This is a genomic window from Pseudomonas sp. AK106 (genome assembly GCF_053903055.1).
Genome location: NZ_CP096426.1, coordinates 3632830 through 3653748, shown reverse-complemented (window position 1 = coordinate 3653748; position 20919 = coordinate 3632830). Strand labels below are relative to the sequence as shown.

Annotated in this window: 18 protein-coding genes; 16 read left to right on the top strand and 2 right to left on the bottom strand. The window is 61.2% G+C overall.

Annotated features, from left to right (window positions below):
• Window positions 1-51: 51 nt before the first annotated feature.
• The 3 genes from rbsK (at window position 52) to M1E04_RS16045 (ending at window position 3453) form a co-directional block, all read left to right on the top strand.
• A complete protein-coding gene (gene rbsK / locus M1E04_RS16055) occupies window positions 52-972 on the top strand; it encodes a ribokinase (RefSeq protein WP_296312252.1) in 921 nt (306 codons plus the stop codon).
• A 67-nt stretch (window positions 973-1039) separates the two neighbouring features.
• Window positions 1040-2371 (top strand): L-fucose:H+ symporter permease, encoded by a 1332-nt coding sequence (gene fucP, locus M1E04_RS16050; RefSeq protein WP_065989457.1) that lies wholly within the window; start codon window positions 1040-1042, stop codon window positions 2369-2371.
• Window positions 2368-3453, top strand: a complete 1086-nt coding sequence (locus tag M1E04_RS16045; protein ID WP_456291702.1) for an aldose 1-epimerase family protein — start codon at window positions 2368-2370, stop codon at window positions 3451-3453. Before fucP ends, M1E04_RS16045 begins: the two co-directional genes overlap by 4 nt.
• Before the next feature lie 217 nt (window positions 3454-3670).
• Here M1E04_RS16045 and deoR read toward each other — a convergent pair whose 3' ends face one another.
• The gene (deoR, locus tag M1E04_RS16040) at window positions 3671-4441 is read right to left on the bottom strand and encodes a DNA-binding transcriptional repressor DeoR (protein WP_065989462.1); all 771 of its coding nucleotides are present in this window, start codon (window positions 4439-4441) and stop codon (window positions 3671-3673) included.
• 130 nt (window positions 4442-4571) lie between these two features.
• Between deoR and deoC the strand changes: the two genes are divergently transcribed.
• The 5 genes from deoC (at window position 4572) to M1E04_RS16015 (ending at window position 10378) form a co-directional block, all read left to right on the top strand.
• Complete coding sequence (deoC, locus tag M1E04_RS16035; protein WP_456291701.1) at window positions 4572-5252, top strand: deoxyribose-phosphate aldolase; 681 nt, start codon at window positions 4572-4574, stop codon at window positions 5250-5252.
• 173 nt (window positions 5253-5425) lie between these two features.
• The gene (locus M1E04_RS16030) at window positions 5426-6379 is read left to right on the top strand and encodes an alpha/beta hydrolase (protein WP_456291700.1); all 954 of its coding nucleotides are present in this window, start codon (window positions 5426-5428) and stop codon (window positions 6377-6379) included.
• 67 nt (window positions 6380-6446) lie between these two features.
• Window positions 6447-7286: an AraC family transcriptional regulator gene (locus M1E04_RS16025; protein ID WP_456291699.1), complete on the top strand. Its 840-nt coding sequence runs from the start codon at window positions 6447-6449 to the stop codon at window positions 7284-7286.
• 1005 nt (window positions 7287-8291) lie between these two features.
• Window positions 8292-8672, top strand: coding sequence for a cupin domain-containing protein (locus tag M1E04_RS16020; RefSeq protein WP_456291698.1), 381 nt, complete (start codon window positions 8292-8294; stop codon window positions 8670-8672).
• Between the two features lie 629 nt (window positions 8673-9301).
• Window positions 9302-10378, top strand: a complete 1077-nt coding sequence (locus M1E04_RS16015; protein WP_456291697.1) for a hypothetical protein — start codon at window positions 9302-9304, stop codon at window positions 10376-10378.
• Window positions 10379-10494: 116 nt separating this feature from the next.
• Here the strand turns inward: M1E04_RS16015 and M1E04_RS16010 are convergent, their stop codons facing one another.
• A complete protein-coding gene (locus tag M1E04_RS16010; protein WP_456291696.1) occupies window positions 10495-11406 on the bottom strand; it encodes a LysR family transcriptional regulator in 912 nt (303 codons plus the stop codon).
• Window positions 11407-11534: 128 nt separating this feature from the next.
• Between M1E04_RS16010 and M1E04_RS16005 the strand changes: the two genes are divergently transcribed.
• From M1E04_RS16005 to dctM, 8 genes are all read left to right on the top strand, one after another.
• Window positions 11535-12374 carry an FAS1-like dehydratase domain-containing protein gene (locus tag M1E04_RS16005; protein WP_456291695.1) on the top strand — a complete coding sequence of 280 codons (840 nt, stop codon included), beginning with the start codon at window positions 11535-11537 and terminating at the stop codon, window positions 12372-12374.
• A gap of 64 nt (window positions 12375-12438) precedes the next feature.
• The gene (locus M1E04_RS16000; RefSeq protein WP_456291694.1) at window positions 12439-13602 is read left to right on the top strand and encodes an acyl-CoA dehydrogenase family protein; all 1164 of its coding nucleotides are present in this window, start codon (window positions 12439-12441) and stop codon (window positions 13600-13602) included.
• Between the two features lie 10 nt (window positions 13603-13612).
• Window positions 13613-14962: an MmgE/PrpD family protein gene (locus M1E04_RS15995; protein ID WP_456291693.1), complete on the top strand. Its 1350-nt coding sequence runs from the start codon at window positions 13613-13615 to the stop codon at window positions 14960-14962.
• 129 nt (window positions 14963-15091) lie between these two features.
• A complete protein-coding gene (locus M1E04_RS15990; protein ID WP_456291692.1) occupies window positions 15092-16291 on the top strand; it encodes a CaiB/BaiF CoA transferase family protein in 1200 nt (399 codons plus the stop codon).
• Window positions 16292-16359: 68 nt separating this feature from the next.
• On the top strand, window positions 16360-17184 hold the full coding sequence (locus tag M1E04_RS15985) for an HpcH/HpaI aldolase/citrate lyase family protein (protein ID WP_456291691.1): 825 nt from the start codon (window positions 16360-16362) through the stop codon (window positions 17182-17184).
• A 182-nt stretch (window positions 17185-17366) separates the two neighbouring features.
• Window positions 17367-18365 (top strand): TRAP transporter substrate-binding protein, encoded by a 999-nt coding sequence (locus M1E04_RS15980; RefSeq protein WP_296313269.1) that lies wholly within the window; start codon window positions 17367-17369, stop codon window positions 18363-18365.
• Between the two features lie 120 nt (window positions 18366-18485).
• Window positions 18486-19118: a TRAP transporter small permease gene (locus tag M1E04_RS15975; RefSeq protein ID WP_410929544.1), complete on the top strand. Its 633-nt coding sequence runs from the start codon at window positions 18486-18488 to the stop codon at window positions 19116-19118.
• Window positions 19118-20401 carry a C4-dicarboxylate TRAP transporter large permease protein DctM gene (dctM, locus tag M1E04_RS15970; protein WP_456291690.1) on the top strand — a complete coding sequence of 428 codons (1284 nt, stop codon included), beginning with the start codon at window positions 19118-19120 and terminating at the stop codon, window positions 20399-20401. Before M1E04_RS15975 ends, dctM begins: the two co-directional genes overlap by 1 nt.
• Window positions 20402-20919: the final 518 nt, after the last annotated feature.

The window sequence follows — 20919 nt, the reverse complement described above, 5'->3', positions numbered from 1 at the left end:
CGACGGTGGCTCATTCTTCGGGCCCAGCGCGTGAACAAGGTACTCACACACATGAATAAGATCGCGGTCATCGGCAGCAATATGGTGGATTTGATCACCTACATCGACCGGATGCCGGCGCAGGGTGAGACCCTCGAAGCACCGAATTTCGCCATGGGCTGCGGCGGCAAGGGCGCCAATCAGGCCGTTGCAGCGGCCAAGCTGGGCGCTGACGTGCTGATGCTGAGCAAGGTCGGCGACGACATGTTTGCCGACAACACCCTGGCCAATTTCAAGCGCTACGGCATCGATACCCAATTTGTCCAGCGCGTTCCCGGCGTATCCAGCGGCGTCGCGCCGATCTTCGTGCAAAGCGATTCCCACAACAGCATCCTCATCGTCAAAGGCGCCAATGCGCACCTGAAACCTGCGGACATCGACGCTGCCCAGGCCGCTTTGCGCGACTGCACGCTCATCGTGCTGCAACTGGAAATCGAGCTGGAAACCGTCTACTACGCCATCGAATTCGCCAAGGCCAACGGCATTCCGGTGCTGCTCAATCCTGCGCCTGCCGTGAAGGGCTTGAGCCGCGAGCACCTGTCGCAGCTGGACTTTTTCATTCCCAACGAAACCGAACTGGCGCTGGTCACCGGGCGTGTCATCGACTCGGTGGAATCGGCGCGCGCGGCCGCCCGGCAACTGGTGCAGGACGGGATTCGTCACGTCATCGTCACCCTCGGTGAGAAGGGTGCGCTGTACGTCGGCGAACAAGGCGAATTTCGCGTCGAAGGCATCAAGGTCGATGCCCGCGACACCACCGGCGCCGGCGACGCGTTCATCGGTTGCTTCGCCCGCCACTGGAGCGAAGACGGCGACATGCGCAACGCCATGACCCGCGCGGTGGCCTATTCCGCCTGCTCGGTCACCGGCCTCGGCACCCAGAGTTCCTACCCGGACGCTGCCGCGTTCAGCCACTTTCTCGACACTCTTTGAGCCGCCGCGCCCTGCCGATCGCCTGATCGGTGGGGCGGGTATTTCCTGTACTTCCCGGAGAACAACAATGACAAAGCCCGCGCTCCAACAATCACCGGACGGGTTCTACCTGAACCGCACGCCGTGGTTCGCCTTCCTGCTGCTGTGCTGCTGTTTCGCACTGTGGGCGGCGGCCGCGAGCATGAACGACGTGCTTATCGCGCACTTCAAGAAAGCCTTCCTGCTCAGCGATGTGCAGACCTCTTTCGTGCAATCGGCGTTCTACCTCGGTTACTTCTTCGTGGCGATTCCGGCGGCGATGGTCGTCAGACGTTTCAGCTACAAGACCACCATCCTCATCGGCCTGGTGCTGTACATGGCGGGCTGCTCGCTGTTCTTCCCCGCAGCGTCGATGGCCAAATACGGCATGTTCCTGATGGCGCTGTTCGTCATCGCGGCCGGCCTGGCTTTCCTTGAAACCGCCTGCAACACCTACTCGACGCTGATGGGGCCGCGTGAGACCGGCACCCGTCGCCTGAACATCTCCCAGACCTTCCACCCGTTCGGCGCGATGACCGGCGTGTACGTGGGCAGTTTTGTGATGTTCAAGGACACCGACGCAACCCGCGAGCAGTTGACGCAAATGAGCGCCTCGGAAGCCGCCGTCCAGCAACTGCAGATGATTCAGTCCACGCTGCTGCCGTATAAATGGATGATCGCGGTGCTGGTCCTGATGTTCGTGCTGATCGCGTTCACCAAGTTTCCGGCGTGCAAGGGCATCGTCAAGGCCAACGTCAAATCCAGCAGCATCGGCCAGAGCCTGTCGCGTCTGTGGCGCAACCCGCGCTTTACCTTCGGCGTGCTGGCGCAGTTTCTGTATGTCGGCGCCCAAGTGGGCGTGTGGAGTTTCACCATTCGCCTGGCGATGCAGATGGGCGGGATGAACGAGCGCAGCGCCTCGTGGTTCCTGCTGACCACTTTCGCGGCGTACTTCGTCGGCAAGATGGTCGCCAACCTGCTGATGCGCAAAATGTCCCCGGCCAAGGTGCTGGCGATCTACGGCGTGCTGGCCATCGTACTGCTGGCCTACACGATTCTGGTGCCGAACATCAGCGCGGTGTATGCGGCGGTGGGTGTGAGTATTTTCCTGGGCCCGTGCTGGCCGACCATTTATGGCCTGACCATCGACGGTCTGGGTGAGGACACCGGCGTCGGCGGTTCGCTGCTGGTGATGAGTATTGTCGGCGGCGGCGTGATGCCGATCTTCCAGGGCCTGCTCTCCGACGCCACCGGCGGCAACATGCAGATCGCCTACACCGTGCCACTGCTGTGCTTTGTGGCGATCGTCGCTTATGCCATCAAGTGCATGCGTGATCCGCTGCCGGCCCAGGCGCCGGCTGGCGCGGTGACGGCATCATGAGGGGCACCGAAACGCGCACCACGATTTCGCTGTACCCGGAGCTGTTCAGTGGCGATGAAAAGACGCTGCTGGAATCCGCTGACTTTCGTGTGCTGGCCTGGACCTATCCCAGCGGCGTGAAAGCCCTGGCGCTGGAGAATGACCGCGGCCGGGTCGTGGTGCTGCCTTATCAGGGGCAGATGGTCTGGTCAGCGGTGTTCGATGGCTGCGACCTGACCATGCGCAACATGTTCGAGCAGCCGCGCCCGAGCCCAACGGTGATAGGCACCTACGGCTGCTTCATGTTCCACAGCGGGATCTTGCGCAACGGCTGCCCGACGCCGGAAGACGATCATCCGTTGCACGGCGAAATGCCCTGCGCGCCCATGGACAGCGCCTGGCTGGAGATCGGCGAGGACGCTGGCGGCGGGTTTTTGCGCATCGGCGGCGAGTATGAATATGTGATGGGCTTTGGCGACCACTACCGCGCCAGGCCCAGCGTGACCTTGCGCCCGGGTTCGGCGCTGTTCGACATCGGCATGGACGTGCGCAACCTGGCCGGCAAGCCGATGGAGCTGATGTACATGGCGCACATGAACTATGCCTACGTCGACGGCGGACGTTTCGTCGAGCCATTGGGCATGGCGCGTACACGGGTTCGCAGCAGCGTGCCGGCCCACGTCAAGCCGACGCCGGCATGGTCGGCGTACATGGCCGAACTGAGCGAAGACCCTTCGCGGCTGGAAAGCCTGAGCACGCCTGATTTGTACGACCCGGAGATCGTTTGCTTCTTCGACGGCGTCCACGCGGACGACCAGGGCAATGCGCATTTCCTGCTCAAGCACCCTGAAGGCCCGGCGTTTTACACGCGTTATCAGCCGGCGCAGTTCGACCATGCGGCGCGGTGGATCCTGCACAACGCTGATCAGCAGGTGGCTGCGTTTGTGCTGCCTGCGACTTGCGAGCCCGAGGGGTATCTGGCGGAAAAGGCCAAAGGTAATGTGCGTTTGTTGGGTGCGGGGGAGAGCGCGTCGTTCAGCGTGACGACGGGGTATCTGGGGGCTGAAGAGGTGCGGCAGCTGGAAAGCGATCTGAAACGCTGAAGGCGCCTTCGCGATCAAGGTGGAGCGCCACCCCGGTCGCTCCCACCGTGACCGGTTTCCGTCAACAGATGTCCGGTGACTTCTGATTCGCTGAGAGTGAGCTTGCTTACTCTCACAGTGATCAGTTTCCATCCTCGGATCTTGAAACCACATCATACTTGTGGGAGTGAGCTTGCTCACGAATGCAGTGGCGCAGGCAACACAAATTCAGGGCCGATCACACCACCCAACGCGCCCCATACCCCTCAATCAAATCCCGATAAACCTTCGGCAGCTTCTTGTCGCTCACCACCACATGAAAGTCCTGCAACGTCGCGAAATGCGCCGTGCGCACGGCATCGAACTTGGAATGATCGGCCAGCAACATGCAGTGCCGGGCCTGGCGCAGGACCTTTTGCTTGACCTCCACTTCATTGAAGTTGAAGCAGGTCACGCCCAGCTCGTCGCTGACCCCGGCTGCTGAAACGAAGGCCCAGGTCAGGCGGATGCCATCCAGAATCGTCGCTTCGCTGTGGTGCTCGAACACCTGATTCTTGCGATGAAAGGTCCCCCCGCACAACACGATGGAGCAGTTGGGCTTCTGCTGCAGCTTGAGCAGGACGTTAAGGGAATTGCACACGGCGGTGAATTCCAGCTCGTCCGGAATGAAGTCGATGACGAAAGGGATCGTGGTGCCGCAATCGAAAAACACCGTATCGCCGGGTTGGATGAACGCTGCCGCGAGCTTGCCGACCCGGCGCTTTTCCTCGACGTGACGGGTGCCTTGCTCAGTGACCTTGTAATCACTGGCCTCGGACGGATCAAATGCCAGGGTGATGTGCCCGCCCAACAAGTGGAATTTGTCGGGGTGGCGGGTCAGGTCACGACGCAGGGTCATCTCCGAAACGTCCAGCAGGGCGGCCATTTCCTTCAGGTGAATAGCCTTCTGATCGTGCAGGGCTTGCTGGATCAATTTGATCCGGTCGGATTTTTTACTGTCCACGGGCATTCCGATTGTCGAATGGATATGGTAAAAAAATAACATTCATTGTTATATTTACAACATAAAATGATGCGCTCAGGCATGAAGCTTAAAGCGTGTCGCTGGTTACCGCCTCACTATCAGGAAACGATTGGCCATGAAGATCGAACCCGCAGCACTCGCCCAGTACATCGACCACACCTTGCTGGCCGCCGACGCCAGTCGCGAGCAGATCGCCACCCTGTGCCGCGAAGCCCAGGCGCACGGATTCTATTCGGTGTGCGTGAACTCTGGCCAGGTGCCTTACGCCGCCTCGTTGCTGGAAGGCCAGGTCGTCAAGGTCTGCGCCGTGGTCGGCTTTCCGCTTGGCGCCGGGCTGAGCGACACCAAGGCTTTCGAGGCGAAGCAGGCCATCGCGGCCGGCGCGGGCGAGATCGACATGGTCCTGAACATCGGCTGGCTGAAGGACGGTCTGTTTGATGAAGTGAGCGACGACATCGCTGCCGTCAAAGACGCCTGTGGTGCGGTCCCGCTGAAGGTCATCTTCGAAACCTGCCTGCTGGATGACGCGCAGAAAACCCGCGCCGCCGAGATCTGCCGTGACCTCAACGTCGCCTTCGTCAAGACCTCCACCGGTTTCAGCCGCAGCGGCGCGACCCTGGAAGACGTCGCCCTGATGCGCAAGGTCGTGGGGCAGGGCGTTGGCGTGAAAGCGTCCGGCGGCGTGCGTGACTATGCAACAGCGGTGGCGATGATCGAAGCGGGCGCGACGCGGCTGGGCACCAGTTCCGGGATCGCGATCGTCAGTGGGGCGGCGGCTTCGGGCTCGGGTTACTGATTCTGCCGGAAGGTGTCTGGCGCTGACCCTCGCAGGGCACCGTCCCTGGTGTGGGCTGGCCTTTCGACAGAAGGCCTTTCGACAGAAGCCTTTCGCCGAAAAGAGCAGGACCCACCCCGCCAATGAGTGGCAAACTGCCGGTGCACTCACTTCTGCACCGGACACCTTTCTCAATGCGAACATTCTCCCTGGCGCGGCTCAAGGCTCGCTGGTTCTTCTGGCTGTGCATGCTGCTGATCGTCGTCGGTCTGCCGGTCGGTTGCGCAGCGCTGCAGCACAAGGAGCGTGAACTGGTCTTCATGATCGAGCCCGGCACGGCGAGCTGGTACCGCGGCCTGCCGTCCGATGTGCAAGAGCTGGAACTCAAGGGGCCATCGTTTGGCCTCGGGCAGAACATCCATGCCTGGTGGTGGGCTTCGGACAAAAAAGACGCTCCCGCCATTCTGTATCTGCACGGCTCGCGCTGGAACCTCACCGGTCAGCTGTTCCGCATCGAACAACTGCGCGCCCTGGGCTTTTCAATCCTCGCCATCGACTACCGCGGTTTCGGTCAGAGCAAGGGCCAGTTGCCGTCGGAAGCGTCGGTCTATGAAGACGCGCGCATCGCCTGGGAACGTCTCAAGCAGATTCAACCCGACCCGCAAAAACGCCTCATCTACGGTCATTCGCTGGGTGGCGCCGTGGCCGTTGACCTCGCCGCCGAACTGGGCCGGGACACGCAGAAAGGCGACGGGCCAATTCAGGCGCGGGGTCTGATCATCGAATCGACCTTCACCAACCTCGCCGACGTCGCGTCCTCCGTCGCCAGCAAACGCACCTCGTTGCCGGTGCGCTGGCTGGTCTCGCAGAAATTCGACTCCATCGACAAGATCGCCGATGTGCACATGCCGGTGCTGATCGTCCATGGCACGGCGGACCCGTTCGTCGCGCCGCGTTTCAGTGAAGCGTTGTTCGACGCGGCACAGGAGCCGAAGAACCTGCTGATGGTGCCGGGTGGTAACCACAACAACAGCATGAACCTTGGGCGCGAGGCCTACAGCCAGGCGATCCAGAACCTGCTCAGGGAGAAGCCTCCGGCAGTGCATGCGTCCAACGCATCGGCGGCGTTGCTCAAGCAACCCGGTTAGCCCCTTTTCATGAACGCGGCCGGTGTCCTCTCAAAGCACCTGCCGTCCACTGCCGCGAGCGCTGCCAATGGACACACACGCAGACGAAGACACCCATCTGACCCACTCCGCCCGGGACTGGGTGCTGCGTGCCGCGCCACTGCCGCAGATCGAGCGGATCGAGGCGTATTTTCACGGCCACGGTTTCGAGATGCACCGCCACGACACCTACGCGATCGGCCACACGATGTCCGGAGTGCAGAGCTTTCAGTACGGCAAGGAACAGGTCAACAACCTGCCGGGGCAGACGATGGTGCTGCATCCCGACGAAGCCCATGACGGCCATGCCGGGACCGAAGACGGCTTTCGCTACCGGATGTTCTATCTGGAGCCGGCGATGATTCAGCAGGTGCTCGGTGGCAAGCCGCTGCCGTTCATCAAGGGCGGGGCGTCCAGTGATCCGTGCCTGTTCAGGGCGACTCAGGCGCTGCTGTCCGACCTGAATAACGCGCTGGATCCTCTGGAACTGGACGACGCGATCTACGACCTCGCCATCGCCCTGCAAGCGGCCGCCGGTGTGCGCAAGGGCCGTCAGACCGTCAATTACACCGGCGCGCAACGTGCGCGGGAAATGCTCATGGCCAGTCTGGAACAGGGCGTGAGCCTCACCGATCTGGAACAGGCCAGCGACACCGATCGCTGGCGCCTGTCGCGGGATTTCCGCGTGCTGTTCGGCACCACGCCCTACCGCTACCTGACCCTGCGCCGGCTGGACCTGGTGCGCCATTCGATAGCGTTGGGCGTGTCGTTGAGCGATGCGTCGGTGATGGCAGGATTCTCCGACCAGAGCCACATGACGCGGCATTTCCTGAAGACCTTCGGCTACCCGCCGGGGCGGTGGTTGAAGATGTTGGGGGCAGGCGCATAGCGGATCGAACGCCCTTGGTGGGACTGGCCTTGGCTGGGAAGGCTGTACACCTTGTGGGACCGGCTTTAGCCGGGAAGGCGCCAGGCGTCACGCCGCAGAATGGATGGCGTACCCACCGGCCTCTTCCCGGCTGAAGCCGGTCCTACTATTTGGACGCGGTCATCCTGTAGGACTGGCTTTAGCCGGGAATGCATCATGCGTCACACCGCAGAATGGATGGCGTACCCACCGGCCTCTTCCCGGCTGAAGCCGGTCCCACTATTTGAACGCGGTCATCCTGTAGGACTGGCTTTAGCCGGGAATGCATCATGCGTCACACCGCAAAATGGATGGCGTACATACCGGCCTCTTCCCGGCTGAAGCCGGTCCCACTATTTGAACGCGGTCATCCTGTGGGACTGGCTTTAGCCGGGAATGCATCATGCGTCACGCCGCAGAATGGATGGCGTCCACGAGGGCCTCTTCCCGGCTGAAGCCGGTCCTACTATTTGAACGCGGTCATCCTGTAGGACTGGCTTTAGCCGGGAAAGCGTCAGACGTCACACCGCAAGATGGATGGCGTATGCAAGGGCCTCTTCCCGGCTGAAGCCGGTCCTACTATTTGGACGCGGTCATCCTGTGGGACTGGCTTTAGCCGGGAATGCATCATGCGTCACACCGCAAAATGGATGGCGTACGCACTGGCCTCTTCCCGGCTAAAACCGGTCCCACTATTTGAACGCGGTCATCCTGTGGGACTGGCTTTAGCCGGGAAAGCGTAAGGCGTCACGCCGCAGAATGGATGGCGTACCCACCGGCCTCTTCCCGGCTGAAGCCGGTCCTACGAAGACACCGCATACCCCCCTGAAACACTGCCCGCTTTTGTAGGACTGGCTTTAGCCGGGAAAGCGTCAGTCGCAACACCGCAAAACCGGCTGCACCCACCACCGTGCAATAACGTACAAGACCCCACCCACTCCCGTGCTCTAGATTGGCTCTACATCAAACCCCATCGGAGCCGCCCTCGTGTCCACGTCCAACACCCAACACACCCCTATCAACTTCGCCCAGAAATACAGCCTGTTCACCGAGCAGTGGCAGCCAAAAGTCATCGCGCAGATGAACGACTACCAGTTCAAGCTGGCACGGCTGGAAGGGGAGTTTCTCTGGCACCGCCACGCTGACACCGACGAAACCTTCATCGTGCTCGACGGCTGTTTGCGCATCGATTTTCGCGACGGGTTCGTCGAACTCAATGCGGGCGAATTGTATGTCGTGCCCAAGGGCGTCGAGCACAAGCCGTCCGCCGCCCAAGAGGTGAAGCTGATGCTGATCGAGCCAAGCGGGGTGATCAACACCGGCGACGATACCAACGAGCGCACGGCGCCGAATGATAGGTGGATTTGAACAATGTGGTTCAACCTTCCGCTGATTATTGCCCGAGGCGCCCAGGGTTTTAGGTGTGGTCGATACCTGGCGCCTTTTGCAGGGCTCACCACTCATCCCCCTGGACCTCCCACCTGCACGTAATTGTCGTGGAAAGCGTAGGGCCTCAGACCGTTTCGAAATAGTGGTTATTTCGAAAGCGCCTGGTGTGAATTAACCCCCTGATTATTCGGTTCATTCGCAATCGCTCGGGCTTGGCAATTCTGTGGCTGCTGTCATATTTGACAGTAGCCACACCAAGCTTATGAAATTACCTTGGACGGAAAGGTCGTAGCAGATGTGTCGATATCGGGTTTCGGGAGTGTGGGTCAAAGCGTTGAACTGTCTGATGCTGGAGAAAACAGATGACTGACAATGTGGATGGTCCCTGAGGATTGAGTTCTACAAAGATCGGGCCAGTGAAAGCTGGCTTCATTCCAGCGGGTGATTTTTTTCACGAATACTTCGGTAGTAATTGCCCGCATAACATGTCCATCAACTTGACCGGCGCCAACAGGATACCCGTGCTTTGAGTCGTCTGTACGCAGTTGCCTGATATGACAGGGTTAACTTTCAATAACAGCAATGATCCAAACGTTTAGGTGAATACGATGACAGACGAAAATACTCTATGCGAGGTTGTCAAAAATCCGGGAGCAGGCTTGGCCTCTCGCACCGCCGGGATGGCTTCAACAACAGTGGATATATATGACGGTGATGTAAAAGTGGGAACAGCGCCGGTCGTCGATGGAGCATGGCAATATACCGCCTCCTCCCTCGCCAAAGGCGATCATCATTTTACGGCGAGACTCGATGCCCTGCGCAGTAATTCGTGGCACCTGACGATACGCGACGCGCTGCAACTGACCGCGCCGGGTGTCGTTGAGGTTTTCATGGACAGTGGGACTGGCTTTGGCAACTCGTTGAATCTCTTGAAAAGCATCAATTCTGCGACCGTGATTGTTAAATATCCCGGGATGGAAACGGGAGACCAGGTGACAATGAGCTGGAATGGAGCAGGAGGCTCCACCTCTGAAACCAAGCTGGCTGGAAGTTCAGGAGATGTAAGCTTTATCGTTCCGAAAACATATATAACTAGCAACATTAATCAGCGTGTTCGGGTGTCGTATACGGTCGTGCCAGTGGGTGCGACGAACACAGTTAATTCGCCCGAGGTGGTGTTTGAAATTACTAACGATTCGTTGGTTGGTAACCCCTATTTTGTTGAGGGGTTTAGAACATCGTGGTACCGCTGTACTTTTAGAGCGGGTGAAATAGCCGTAAGTAACAGTACGAGTTCAGGCACCCGTATAGGCTCGACTCCGGATGGAGATCCGAGCGCGGAAACGCGATTCAGAGCCACCGAGACAACCTCCACTTTTATGGAGAATAAAATCGGCGCTCAGCCGTGGCGCGATTCAGCAATATATCCAACTAACGTACCCGGTGTCGGTTTCAAGCTAATTGATGACCGTGGCCAAAGTTTTGAGGCTGGACCTGGTAATCGCAATGGGGCTGGCCTCTATGGTAATCCCGGTACTACGATGAGGGTCGAGTTTTTTAAGACAGGGTTCGTGGAACCCGGCACGATACCCGCAGGTGACGTAGTGGAGTGGAGATTTGGCGCTAATCGGCTTTATTACATGTCAGTTTACTTAGCTGACGCTATAAGAATAGTAGTGACTTGAATCGTAATCCTCGGCGAGATATCCACGGCATACCGCAATTACGTAGCGCGTCGCGTTGCAGCCGTCCGGCTTGCGGGCGCCCGTGTCGTCAGGGCCGCCGCCGACAAGCTGTGCGGCTACCGGATCGGTGTTTGCGGGGCTATGTTGTCGGGCAGCAACACCGCAATCAACGCCCTGACCACCCCCGGCAGGGCGTCCAGTTCGCGGACCAGAATGCTCCGTTCGCGCACCGCCCAGGGCTCGTCCAGCTCGATGGTCACCAGCTTCATCGTCCGGCTGTGGCGCGACGCTGCCGACTCCGGGATCACCCCGATGCCCACCCCGGCTTCGACCATCCGGCAAATGGCCTCGAAGCTCGACACCTGAATCCGCAACGACAAATTCTGCCCCAGCCGCTCCACGTGATCGCGCAGAAAACTCAGCAATGTGCTGCCTTCGTGCAGCCCGATGTGCTGAAACGCCAGGGTTTGCTTGAACGTGATCTTTTTCTCGGCCGCCAGCTCATGGCCCACCGGCACGGTCAGCACCAGGCGGTCGGTGCTGAAATGGATGACCTGCAAACCCGCTGCTTCCACCGGCCCGGCGATGATGCCCATGTCGGTGCTGCCGTCGAGCACGCCGCGCACGATGTCCCGGGACAGGCGCTCCTGCAGGTCCACCGTGACGCCGGGCCGTTTCGCCAGAAACCCTGCCAGCACTTCGGGCAGAAACTCGGTGACGGCAGTGGTGTTGGCGAAGATGCGAATGTGCCCGGCTGAATCAGTCCCGTAACTGGTGAACTCACTCTTCAGGTAGTCCACCTGGCTCATGATCAGCCGCGCGTGTTTGAGCAGGCGCTGACCGGCAGGGGTCAGTTCCACGCCGCGGCTGTCGCGGTACAGCAGGCGTGTGCCGAGTTGGCCTTCCAGCGCCTTGATCCGCGCGCTGGCGGCGGCAGGGGAGAGAAACGCCCGGCGCGCGCCCTGGGTCAGGCTCGGTGATTCGCCGATGTGAATGAAGAGGCGCAAGTCAGCCAGGTCGAAATGCATGGGCGTGTCCGGACGTTGCAGAAGGCGTTCAGCATACCCGAACGCCGCTATACGCAAATGCAAATTCACAGAATGCCGGCGCACTTCCATGATCGGGTCATAACAACAAACCCAGAGGGTTCCCGCCCATGAGCGCTGCAGCGTCACCCGTGGATTTCACGGCCTGGATCGGCCGCACCGAAGAAGCCCAGGACCATCTGAGCGTCAACCTGATCAAGCGCATCGCCGCCACCTTTAGCGAGCCCACGCCCGCTGCCGGCGATCCATTGCCGCCGCTGTGGCAATGGTGTTTTTTCCAGGAGCCGCTGTTCGAAGCGCAACTCGGCGGTGACGGCCACCCGGCCCGTGGCGGCTTTCTGCCCCCGGCGGACAATCGCAACCGCATGTGGGCCGGTGGCCGCGTCGAGTTCATTCAGCCGCTGAAGGTGGGTGCTGACGCCCATCGCCTGTCCACCATTCTGCACATTGAGGAAAAGCACGGCCGCACCGGGTCGCTGCTGTTCGTGACCGTGCGCCACGACTACTCTCAAGGCGGCGAGTTGTGCGTGCGGGAGGAGCAGGACATCGTTTACCGCGAGCCCAATCCGCCGAAGCTCAACAGCGGTGACGCGCCAGAGCAGGGCGAGTGGAGCGAGGTCATCGAGCCGACGCCGACGCTGCTGTTCCGCTATTCGGCCGTGACCTTCAACGGCCACCGCATTCACTACGACTACCCCTACGTCACCAACACCGAAGGCTATTCCGGCTTAGTGGTGCACGGGCCGATGATCGCCACGTTCAACCTGCGCGCCTTCATTCGCGCCCATCCCGACAAGCGCGTGCGGCATTTCGCCTATCGCGGCGTGCGCCCGCTCAACGTCCCTGCTGCATTCCGCGTCGGCGGACGAATCGTCGAGCCGGGCAAGGCTCAGCTGTGGGCCGGCAATGACGCCGGCGTCGCCCAGAGCGCCGAAGTCGTTTTTGACTGAACCCTTCTTTCTATACAGCCAGGCGCGCCGATTCCGTGGCCGCCGGCCGATGCGAGTGGACACCATGAACCCTTACGAAAACGAAGACCTCAATGCCATCCGTGACGGCGTGCGCGCGCTATGTGCCCAGTTTCCGGCCGAATACTGGCGCAAGATCGATGAACAGAAAGGCTTCCCGGACACCTTCGTCAAGGCGCTGACCGATGAAGGCTGGCTGTCGGCGATGATTCCCGAAGAGTACGGCGGCTCCGGGCTGGGCCTGGCGGAAGCTTCGGTGATCCTTGAAGAAGTGAACGCCTGCGGCGGCAATTCCGGCACCGTGCACGGCCAGATGTACAACATGTTCACCCTGTTGCGTCACGGCAGCGACGCACAGAAAAGCTACTACCTGCCCAAGCTCGCCAGCGGCGAACTGCGCCTGCAATCCATGGGCGTGACCGAACCGAGCACCGGCACCGACACCACCAAGATCAAGACCACGGCTGTGAAGCAGGGCGACAAGTATGTGATCAACGGCCAGAAGGTCTGGATCTCCCGCGTGCAGCATTCCGACCTGATGATCCTGCTGGCGCGCACCACGCCGTTGGCGGAAGTGACGAAAAAGTCCGAAGGCATGTCGATCTTCCTCGTCGACCTGCGCGACGCCATCGGCAACGGCCTGACCGTTCAGCCCATCGCCAACATGGTCAACCACGAGACCAACGAGCTGTTCTTCGACAATCTCGAACTCCCCGCCGAGAGCCTGATCGGCGAGGAAGGCAAGGGCTTCCGCTACATCCTCGACGGCCTGAATGCCGAACGCACGCTGATCGCCGCCGAGTGTATTGGCGACGGCCGCTGGTTCATCGAGAAGTCCGCCGCCTACGCCCGTGATCGCGTGGTGTTTGGCCGCCCGATCGGGCAGAACCAGGGCGTGCAGTTTCCCATCGCCGAAGCGCACATCGAAATCGAAGCGGCGGACCTGATGCGCTGGCGTGCCTGCGAGGAATACGACAACGGCAAGAACGCCGGTGCCAGCGCCAACATGGCCAAATACCTCGCGGCAAAAGCGTCGTGGGAAGCGGCCAATGCGTGCCTGCAAACCCATGGCGGTTTTGGCTTTGCCTGCGAGTACGACGTGGAGCGCAAATTCCGCGAAACCCGTCTGTATCAGGTCGCGCCGATCTCCACCAACCTGATTCTTTCCTACGTTGCCGAGCACTTGCTCGACCTGCCGCGCAGTTTCTGAGGACGCCGAAATGAGCCATACCCAGGCATTGGCGGGTTTCCTCGCCGAGCTGACCTACGTGCAAATTCCCGGCGTCGTGCTGGACCGTACCGAAGACCTGTTCCTCGACTGGATCGGCTCGGCGCTGGCCAGCCAGGGCGCACGGCCGATTCCGTTGTTCGAGCGCTACGCCGAACGCATGGGCCCGCGAGAGGGCAAGGCGAAGATTCTGGTGAGCGGTCGCGGCACTTCAGCGTACTTCGCCGCGCTGGTCAACGGTGCGTCTTCGCACCTGGTCGAGCAGGACGATCTGCACAACAGCTCGGTGCTGCACCCGGCGACGGTGGTGTTTTCCGCCGTACTGGCAGCGGCTCAGGACCTCGACAAAACCGGCCAGGATTTACTGCTGGCGTCGGTCGCCGGTTATGAAGCCGGCATCCGCATCGGCGAATTCATGGGCCGCTCCCACTACCGCATCTTCCACACCACCGCGACGGTCGGCACCCTGGCCGCTGCGGTGGGCGTCGGCAAGCTGTTGGATTTCGACAAAGAGCAGTTCATCAATCTGCTGGGCACGGCGGGCACCCAGGCCGCCGGGCTGTGGGAATTTCTCCGTGACGCAGCCGATTCCAAGCAGCTGCACACCGCCAAGGCGGCGGCCGATGGCCTGCTGGCGGCGTACCTCACCGAAGACGGCCTGACCGGCGCACGGAATATTCTCGAAGGCGATCAGGGCATGGCGGCGGGGATGTCCAGCGACAGCGATCCCGCCAAGCTGTCCGACCGCCTCGGCAGCCGATGGGCGCTGGTGGAGACCTCATTCAAGTTTCACGCCTCGTGCCGCCACACCCATCCGGCGGCCGATGCCCTGCTGCACCTGATGCAGCGCGAAGGCCTGCGCCATGGGCAGATCGCCAAGGTGGTAACACGGGTTCACCAGGGCGCCATCGATGTACTGGGTCGGGTCGATGTGCCGCAGACCGTGCATCAGGCGAAGTTTTCCATGGGCGCAGTGCTCGGGTTGATTGCAGTTCACGGCAGCGCGCAGTTGATCGAATTCCGCGACCTGGCCCTGAGCGATGCCGACGTTGCGGCCTTCCGCGAAAAAGTGACGATGGAACTGGACCCGGAGGTCGACGGCGCTTATCCAGCGCGGTGGCTGGGGCGGGTGATCGTGACCACCACCGATGGCCGGGTGTTGAGCGCTGGCATCGATGAGCCGAAGGGCGATCCGGGCAACACCCTGTCGCGGCCTGAGCTGGAGGACAAGGTTCAGCGCCTGCTGGCGTTCTCCGGCGCACGCACGGCGGAGCAGGGCGCAGCGTTGATCCAGCGGGTGTGGCAGCTGCGCGATGCGCAGGACTTGGTCACTTTGATTTAAGGCAAACGCCAACCCTTGTAGGAGTGAGCTTGCTCGCGATTGCAGTGTGTCAGCGCCATCAGCCCTGACTGACAAACTGCTATCGCGAGCAAGCTCACTCCTACAGGGGATTTGAAGAGGTTTTCGAACATGACTCAACAACCCCCGCGTCCTTTGGACGGCATCACCGTCGTCAGCCTTGAACACGCCATCGCGGCGCCGTTCTGCACCCGCCAACTGGCGGATTTGGGCGCCCGCGTGATCAAGATCGAGCGCCCCGGCGTCGGCGATTTCGCCCGTGGCTACGACCAGCGCGTCGACGGCCTGGCCTCGCATTTCGTCTGGACCAACCGCTCCAAGGAAAGCCTCACCCTGGACCTCAAGCAGGACCAGGCCGGCGACATTCTTGAGTCGTTGCTCGGCAAGGCCGACGTGCTGGTACAAAACCTGGCGCCGGGCGCCGCTGCCCGTATGGACCTGTCGTTCGAAGCCCTGCACAAACGCTTCCCGCGCCTGATCGTCTGTGACATTTCCGGCTACGGCGAAGGCGGGCCCTACGAGAAGAAGAAGGCCTACGACCTGTTGATCCAGAGCGAGGGCGGCTTTTTGTCGGTCACCGGTGGCCCCGGGGGAAACGAGATGGCCAAGGCCGGTTGCTCCATTGCCGACATCGCCGCCGGGATGTACGCCTACACCGGGATTCTGTCGGCGCTGATGCTGCGGGACAAAACCGGGCAGGGCAGCCGCATCGACGTCAGCATGCTGGAAAGCCTGGTGGAGTGGATGGGCTACCCGATGTATTACGCCTACCACGGCGCGCCCCCGCCGCCACGGGCCGGCGCGTCACACTCGACGATCTATCCTTACGGGCCATTTCCCACCGGCGGGGGCGGCACGATCATGCTGGGCCTGCAGAACGAGCGCGAGTGGGCGGTGTTCTGCGAGAAGGTCCTGTTCGATCCGGCGCTGGCCACCGACGAGCGCTTTTCCGCGAATTTCAAGCGCTCGGAAAACCGCGAGGCGCTGCGGCAGATCATCGTCGACGGCTTCGCCGCCTTGAGCGTCGATGAGGTGGTTGCCCGCTTGGAAGACGCGCAGATCGCCAACGCCCGGGTCAACGACATGCAGGGCGTCTGGGACCATCCGCAGCTCAAGGCCCGTGATCGATGGTGCGAAGTCGACAGTCCGTCCGGCCCGCTGCCGTCGCTGCTGCCGCCGGGCCACAACACCGCGTTCACGCCGCGCATGGACGGCGTGCCGGGCCTGGGGCAGCACACCGGCAGCATCCTCGGCGAGCTGGGGTTTTCGGCTGAAGACCAGGCGCGGATGGCGGCGGGCGGGGTGGTCTAGCGCCCGTTCTGCAAAAGGCTCTTTTGCGCAGCGCACCCCTTCCTACAGGACACTCTCAGGACACCCACATGGCCCACACCAAGATCCGCTCCGCACTGTTCGTCCCCGGCAGTCGCCCCGATCGTTTTGCCAAAGCGCTGGCGGCCGGCGCCGATGCCGTCATCGTTGATTTCGAAGACGCCGTCGAAGAACCCCTCAAGCGCCAGGCCCGGGACAATCTTGCGGTCTTCTTGAACGACAACCCCCAAGCCTCGGTGTGGGTGCGGGTCAATGCGCCGACTCATGCCGAACATGCCGATGACTTGGCGTTTTGCCGGCAGCACGCGGGCGTGGCCGGGGTGCTGCTGCCGAAAGTCGAAAGCGCTGCTCACGTCGCTGCGGTCTGGCAGACAGGCAAACCGGTTCTGCCGATCATCGAAAGCGCCAAGGGCCTGCTGGCCCTGGAGCAGATCGCCCATGCCGAGGGGGTCGAGCGTTTGTCGTTCGGCGGACTCGACCTGGCCCTGGACCTGAACCTCAATAGCGGCACCCACGCCGCGCAGATGTTTCTGGATCAGGCGCGGATGTCGGTGCAACTGCATTCAAGGGGCGCGGACCTGCTGCCCCCGCTGGACGGCGTGCACCCGGCCATCGGCGACCCGAAAGGTTTGCACCGCGCCATTCGCCACGCCTACGACATGGGGTATGGCGGCGCGTTGTGCATCCATCCGGCGCAAGTGCCGGTGATCCACGCCGCGTTGGCCCCCAGCGTGGATGACTTGAACTGGGCGCAAAAGGTGATCAACGCCAGCGCGGCGGCCAAGGGGGCGGGAGCCTTTCAGCTGGACGGGCACATGGTCGACGCGCCGGTGTTGCTGAGGGCCCAGCGTTTGCTGGCGCTGGCGGCGGGGTGAACGCAGTCACCGCCGGGGCGCCGGTGGAAAGCCTGATCGCGTTCGGCAACCCCGAACGCCGGCTTTCACAAAAGCAGATTCTCTAAACACCGGAGCTTCGTCATGGTGGAGTTGCACTATGCTCATGGGCTCCACCTGCTCCTGCCAACATAAGTTCATACAAAAATAAAAAGGTGATATCGATGTTGAAGCTGACCAAAGCGCTTTTCTGCGCGGCCGCAGTGTCTGTGGCCAGCCTTGCACAGGCCGCTGATCCGATCACGATCAAGTTCGCCCACGTAGTGGCGGAAAACACGCCGAAGGGGCAGGGCGCGTTGCTCTTCCAGAAGATGGTCGCCGCCGACCCGGCCTTGAAAGACAAAGTCAAAGTCGAGGTGTACCCCAACTCCTCGCTGTTCGGCGACGGCAAAGAAATGGAAGCCCTGCTGCTCGGCGACGTGCAGATGCTGGCGCCGTCACTGGCGAAATTCGAGCAGTACACCAAGAAAGTGCAGATCTTCGATCTGCCGTTTCTGTTCAACGACCTCGCTGCCGTCGACCGCTTCCAGCAGGGTCCCCAGGGTAAGGCGTTGCTGACCGCGATGGACGACAAAGGCATTCACGGTCTGGCGTATTGGCACAACGGCCTCAAGCAACTGTCCGCCAACAAGAAGCTCGTTGAACCGAAAGATGCCCGTGGCCTGAAATTCCGCGTTCAGGCCTCCAGCGTGCTCGAAGCCCAATTTGTCGCCCTGCACGCCAACCCGCGCAAGATGAGCTTCGCCGAGGTCTATCAAGGCCTGCAGACCGGCACCGTCAACGGCACCGAAAACACTTGGTCGAACTACGAAAGCCAGAAGGTCAACGAGGTGCAGCCGTTCTTCACCGAGTCCAACCACGGCCTGATTGACTACATGGTGATCACCAACTCCAAGTTCTGGAACGGCTTGCCGGCGGACGTGCGTGACGAACTGCAAACGATCATGGATCAGGTGACGGTCGAGGTGAACAAGCAGGCCGAAGCGCTGAACCAGACCGCCAAGCAGAAAATCATCGACGCCAAGACCAGCGAAATCGTGACGCTGACCCCTGAGCAGCGCGCGAAATGGCGTGAAGCCATGAAGCCGGTCTGGGACAAATTCTCCGAAGAAATCGGTGCCGACCTGATCAAGGCTGCCGATGATTCGAACAAGGCGCCTTGAGCCCTTCCTTCGCTTCTCGATACAGACCGTGACGGCCCGGCGGCCACCCGTTTCGCGGGTGGTCCGCCTCCACCGCCGTCGCCATGCCCGGCTACATTCGGCTTCGTTCGGAGAATGCTTATGCACCCGCTGACGCGACTCTGGGAGCATCTGGAGGAGGGCATCATTGCCTTTCTGCTGGCTGCCATGACCCTCGTGACTTTCGTCTACGTGGCGTTGAACAACATCTACACCCTGTTTTACTCCCTCAGCGATCAATGGGCCGTCAGCAGCGATTTCTTCGCCGGCATCGGCGACCACCTGATGGGTTACGCCCAGGGCATGACCTGGAGCGTGGCGCTGACCAAAGCCCTGTTTGGCTGGCTGATCTTCTTCGGGATTTCCTACGGCGTGCGCACGGCGGGCCACCTGGGCGTCGACGCGCTGGTCAAGAAAACCAGCAAGCCGGTGCAGCGGATTCTGGCGATGCTGGCCTGCGCCTGTTGCCTGGCGTACGCCGGCTTGTTCCTCGTCGCCAGCTACAAGTGGGTCGCAGCACTGTTCATGGCCGGCATCGGTGCCGAGGACCTTGATCGGTTCGGCATCAAAGTCGCCTACATCGCCGTCATCGTGCCCATCGGCTTTGCTCTGGTGATCGCGCGCTACCTGGAAATCCTTTACCGCATCTGGACGCACCGGCAGACCGGTCTGGGTCTGGCCGACGAAGCGGCTGAAGCGAGCAAACTCGCCAACCCTGCCGAGGAGCAGCACTGATGACCGTTATCTGCCTGTTCCTGCTGCTCTACGTTTTCATGTTCCTGGGCGTGCCTATCGCTATTTCCCTGGGCTTGTCCGGCGCCGTTTCGATCCTGCTGTTCAGCCCGGACTCGTTGAGTTCGCTGGCGATCAAACTGTTCGAAACCTCCGACAGCTACACCTTTCTGGCGATTCCGTTCTTCCTCTTGTCCGGGGCCTTCATGACCACCGGCGGGGTGGCGCAACGGCTGATCGACTTCGCCAACGCCTGCGTCGGCCACATTCGCGGCGGCTTGGCGATTGCGGCGGTGCTGGCGTGCATGCTGTTCGCAGCGTTGTCCGGTTCATCGCCCGCCACCGTGGCGGCCGTGGGGTCGATTGCGGTCGCCGGCATGGTGCGTTCCGGTTACCCGAAGGCATTCGGCGCGGGCATCATCTGCAACGCCGGTACGCTGGGCATTCTGATTCCGCCGTCCATCGTGATGGTGGTCTACGCCGCCGCGACGGAGACGTCGGTCGGCAAGCTGTTCATTGCCGGTGTGGTCCCCGGGATTCTGCTCGGTGTGATCCTGATGGTGGTGATCTACATCGTCGCCCGGGTCAAGAAACTCCCGGCCCAGCCACGGGTGACCTTCCGCCAGTGGCTGCACACGGCGCAACGGGCGTTTTGGGGCCTGATGCTGCTGGTCATTATCCTCGGCGGCATCTACAGCGGTATGTTCACGCCGACTGAAGCGGCGGCGGTGGCAGCGGTCTATTCGGCGTTCATCGCGCTGTTCGTTTACAAGGACATGAGCTTCAAGGACTGTCCGAAAGTGCTGCTGGAGTCGGGCCGGCTGTCGATCATGCTGATGTTCATCATCGCCAACGCCATGCTGTTCGCCCACGTTCTGACCACGGAGCAGATTCCGCAGCAGATCACCGCCTGGGTCATTTCCGAAGGCCTCACGCCGATCGGCTTCCTGATCATGGTGAACATCGTGCTGCTGGTCGCAGGTAGCTTCATGGAGCCTTCGGCAATCATCCTGATCCTGGCGCCGATCTTCTTCCCGATCGCGATGAAACTCGGCATCGACCCGATTCATTTGGGGATCGTCATGGTGGTCAATATGGAGATCGGGTTGGTCCACCCACCGGTGGGGCTGAACCTGTTCGTGACGTCTGCGGTGACGGGGCTGACACTGGGCGAGACCATCCGAGCGGCGCTGCCGTGGTTGTCGATCCTGCTGGTGTTCCTGCTGCTGGTGACTTACGTGCCTTATATCTCGCTGGCGCTGCCTAACTGGCTGGGGATGCCATGAGAGAGGGGACTCGTCCTTAGAGCTACATCAAGATCAAGATCAAGATCAAGGTCTACGGCGGTCTGCCTAAGGGCAGACTGTTTCGCCTTCGGCGAGTTACTTTTAAAAAGCACTAAAAGTAACCAAAAGTGCCTGCTCCTGGCTTGGCCCTTCCTTCGTCAGGGTTCCTTCACTCCGGTCCCGCTCCGTGGCCCCGCCGCCATCCGCCATCCATGGCGGGGGGCGGCTCTCGCGGCATCCATGCCGCTCGGCCCACTCCGCGAGACCTGCGTTCAGCCTGCACCCAAGTCGCGATTGGCGGCGTCTGATCTATTGCGTACGAAGATCAAGATCTAAAGCAGATCCAAAGCAGATCCAAAGCAGATCCAAAGCAGATCCAAAGCAGATCCAAAGCAGATCAGGGGCAAAGCACGGCAGATCAAGCGCGGAGGATTTGTGGGAGTGAGCTTGCTCACGAAGGGGTCAGTACATTCACCGGATTTCTGGTGTTTGGAATACAGCATTCGCGAGCGAGCTCG

Excerpts from the sequence above, each read along its gene's own strand:
- rbsK (WP_296312252.1), top strand. The coding sequence starts at position 52 with ATGAATAAGATCGCGGTCATCGGCAGCAATATGGTGGATTTGATCACC.
- deoC (WP_456291701.1), top strand. The coding sequence starts at position 4,572 with ATGAAGATCGAACCCGCAGCACTCGCCCAGTACATCGACCACACCTTG.
- M1E04_RS15985 (WP_456291691.1), top strand. The coding sequence starts at position 16,360 with ATGGCCCACACCAAGATCCGCTCCGCACTGTTCGTCCCCGGCAGTCGC.
- M1E04_RS15990 (WP_456291692.1), top strand. The coding sequence starts at position 15,092 with ATGACTCAACAACCCCCGCGTCCTTTGGACGGCATCACCGTCGTCAGC.
- M1E04_RS15975 (WP_410929544.1), top strand. The coding sequence starts at position 18,486 with ATGCACCCGCTGACGCGACTCTGGGAGCATCTGGAGGAGGGCATCATT.
- M1E04_RS16000 (WP_456291694.1), top strand. The coding sequence starts at position 12,439 with ATGAACCCTTACGAAAACGAAGACCTCAATGCCATCCGTGACGGCGTG.
- fucP (WP_065989457.1), top strand. The coding sequence starts at position 1,040 with ATGACAAAGCCCGCGCTCCAACAATCACCGGACGGGTTCTACCTGAAC.
- M1E04_RS16005 (WP_456291695.1), top strand. The coding sequence starts at position 11,535 with ATGAGCGCTGCAGCGTCACCCGTGGATTTCACGGCCTGGATCGGCCGC.
- M1E04_RS16010 (WP_456291696.1), bottom strand. The coding sequence starts at position 11,406 with ATGCATTTCGACCTGGCTGACTTGCGCCTCTTCATTCACATCGGCGAA.
- M1E04_RS16030 (WP_456291700.1), top strand. The coding sequence starts at position 5,426 with ATGCGAACATTCTCCCTGGCGCGGCTCAAGGCTCGCTGGTTCTTCTGG.
- M1E04_RS15995 (WP_456291693.1), top strand. The coding sequence starts at position 13,613 with ATGAGCCATACCCAGGCATTGGCGGGTTTCCTCGCCGAGCTGACCTAC.
- deoR (WP_065989462.1), bottom strand. The coding sequence starts at position 4,441 with ATGCCCGTGGACAGTAAAAAATCCGACCGGATCAAATTGATCCAGCAA.
- M1E04_RS16025 (WP_456291699.1), top strand. The coding sequence starts at position 6,447 with ATGGACACACACGCAGACGAAGACACCCATCTGACCCACTCCGCCCGG.
- M1E04_RS15980 (WP_296313269.1), top strand. The coding sequence starts at position 17,367 with ATGTTGAAGCTGACCAAAGCGCTTTTCTGCGCGGCCGCAGTGTCTGTG.
- dctM (WP_456291690.1), top strand. The coding sequence starts at position 19,118 with ATGACCGTTATCTGCCTGTTCCTGCTGCTCTACGTTTTCATGTTCCTG.
- M1E04_RS16045 (WP_456291702.1), top strand. The coding sequence starts at position 2,368 with ATGAGGGGCACCGAAACGCGCACCACGATTTCGCTGTACCCGGAGCTG.
- M1E04_RS16015 (WP_456291697.1), top strand. The coding sequence starts at position 9,302 with ATGACAGACGAAAATACTCTATGCGAGGTTGTCAAAAATCCGGGAGCA.